Source organism: Kaistella haifensis DSM 19056, from assembly GCF_000735695.2.
GTDB lineage: Bacteria > Bacteroidota > Bacteroidia > Flavobacteriales > Weeksellaceae > Kaistella > Kaistella haifensis.
The window spans coordinates 1-2,193 of the sequence record NZ_JASZ02000070.1 but is presented as its reverse complement, the minus strand read 5'-3'; the positions used below and the strand labels follow the sequence as shown (position 1 = coordinate 2,193).

3 protein-coding genes are annotated in these 2,193 nt (G+C 38.7%); 2 read left to right on the top strand and 1 reads right to left on the bottom strand.

The features are described from left to right. Positions 1-631, top strand: a 631-nt coding sequence (locus AP75_RS13785; RefSeq protein WP_185116489.1) for an IS91 family transposase, incomplete at its 5' end; no start/stop codon positions are given. Positions 632-937: 306 nt separating this feature from the next. On the opposite strand, the gene AP75_RS13780 is transcribed toward AP75_RS13785, so the two are convergent. Further along, on the bottom strand, positions 938-1,537 hold the full coding sequence (locus AP75_RS13780; protein WP_088264992.1) for a hypothetical protein: 600 nt from the start codon (positions 1,535-1,537) through the stop codon (positions 938-940). A gap of 290 nt (positions 1,538-1,827) precedes the next feature. Between AP75_RS13780 and AP75_RS13775 the strand changes: the two genes are divergently transcribed. Further along, positions 1,828-2,193: transposase (locus AP75_RS13775; protein WP_143755934.1), on the top strand; the 366-nt coding region annotated here is incomplete at its 3' end.

Genomic DNA, 2,193 nt, shown 5'->3' with positions numbered 1-2,193 from the left:
TGTTCCTGGCGGCGGAATTGATCATCACGGAAAGTGGAAAAAGAAAGTACGAACCGATAAATATCTCTTCTCTGTAAAAGCGATGAGCAAAGTATTCCGGGCAAAGTTTGTGGCTTTATTGAGAACTTCGGGAGTAAAAGATTCCAATTTAATGGATAAACTCTTTACCAAGAACTGGGTCGTCTATGCCAAAAGACCTTTTGGCGGCCCGAAACAGGTGATTGAATATTTAGGCAGATACACCCACAAAGTCGCCATCAGCAATCACCGCATCAAAGAAGTTACCGATAAAGAAGTTCGTTTTGGCTACAAAGATTACCGGAAAGGTGGCGAAAAAAAGGAGATGACCCTATCCCATGTGGAGTTTATCAGGCGCTTCAGTCTTCATATTCTGCCCAGAAGGTTTGTGCGGATCAGGCATTATGGAATCCTGAGCAGCAGCTGGAAACGCGGGAAACTCCAGGCTCTGCAATCAGATTTAAAGATCAAGATCCCGGAGGTAAAACCCAAAACGCTGCTCAATAAATGCCGATGCTGCAAGCAGGGAAACCTGGTTACCATTGCTGTTTTCGGGCAGCGCGGTCCACCGCAGGACTTTCTTTTCGTCACCCAACCTTTGTCTGCGAAATAACCTTTGTGGGTAAGGGAAGTTGTGCTCTACAGCCAGTAAAACCCCGCAGAACCCGCTTCCAAAGGCTACCAAACGCCACAAAAAAAGCAGTCCTTCCGAAAAAACTGCTTGGTACCTCTAAATTCTAAAAACGACATCCCCATAAGAGGACCATCATACTGCTGAAAAGCTACCGGAGCTTCAGTTCAACGGGCTTTACCTCCTATTTTATTTTTTTTAATGGAATCGGTGATTGGTAATTCATTTCTTGTCTTGCAGACAAAACGAAAGCTTAGTTATTATCTGCAGCCATTTTTTATTATTTTTTTACAATTTGTATGAAATTCCAAAAAGCACTAAAAAATGTATATCTTCTTTTGCAAATTTGTATTGCTCTATTTTTATAGCATTTATCGGGTCAAAAAACTGAAAACTTGGTTGAAGTTTAAGAGATAGTTTGTTATTCAAATTGTAGTTAATAATTCCCGAGAGATTTATTGAAGGAAAAGAATTTTCAGCAATTTCATTTTCAGAGTTAAAATCTATTATTTGCTTTGTATAACCAATTCCAATATTTCCACCGAAGTTTAATTTATTGTCATTTTTTTTAAGATATTCCAAGAGCAAGAATAAAGTATTGTCATTAACATTTGCATTAAAAACTTGATTAAATTGAAACCATTTTTGTCCATTCAATGAGGTATTAGTATATTGATATCTTAATAAAATTCCAAAATTTGAATTACTTGGAGTATATTTCAAATCTGTATAAATTGATGTCGGAATTTTGTATTTTATTTCTACAGATTTATCAGAATTTTCAACAATATAAGTTGAACCTGTTCCTAAACCTGCTCCAAACTCAAATGTTTGAGAAAATGAAAAAAGAGAAATTAAAAGTGAAAAGATTGTTAGTTTTATCTTCATAATTTTTTGATTTTAAACGGTTTTTTTTAATGGTTGCATATAACGTTTCGGGGCTTGGCGATGGCGGGCAAATCGAAGCGGAAACTTTCAACTAAAATACAAATTTTAATCGAAGCACAAAACGTGAACTTTTGACGTTCCGCCCGCTATTGCCAAACCCTTGTGCCTGTTGCACAACCTCTTTTCAAAGATACGGTAAAAAGATTTCAGAAATAGAAAATGTGGTTATAAACGGGTTTAAAATATTGAAAATCAATTGTATATATCGTTTATTCTCCGTAAATTAGCGTATGCAAGGCAGAAAAACATTTGAACCGAAAATCTTCTACGAACTCAGCCTGGAGGGGCTCGTTCCCCAGGATGATTTCTACCGTAAAATCAGTCAGGAAGTACCCTTTAGCTTCCTCTACAAGTCAACCTCTCATTATTACGGCCGTTGCGGGCAGGACAGCATCGATCCTGTGGTCTTTTTCAAGATACTGTTAGTGGGCTACCTGAACAATTTAAACAGCGACCGCGCCTTGCTGCGGTTCTGTTCAGACAGCCTCTCCATCCGCCTTTTCCTGGGCTACGACCTGGATGAGGAGCTTCCGTGGCATTCCACCATATCCAGGACGCGGGCGCTTTTCGGGGAGGAACTCTTTATGAAACTGTTC

Bases quoted from the DNA above. Each gene is read 5' to 3' on its own strand.
- AP75_RS13780 (WP_088264992.1), bottom strand. From the start codon at position 1,537: ATGAAGATAAAACTAACAATCTTTTCACTTTTAATTTCTCTTTTTTCA.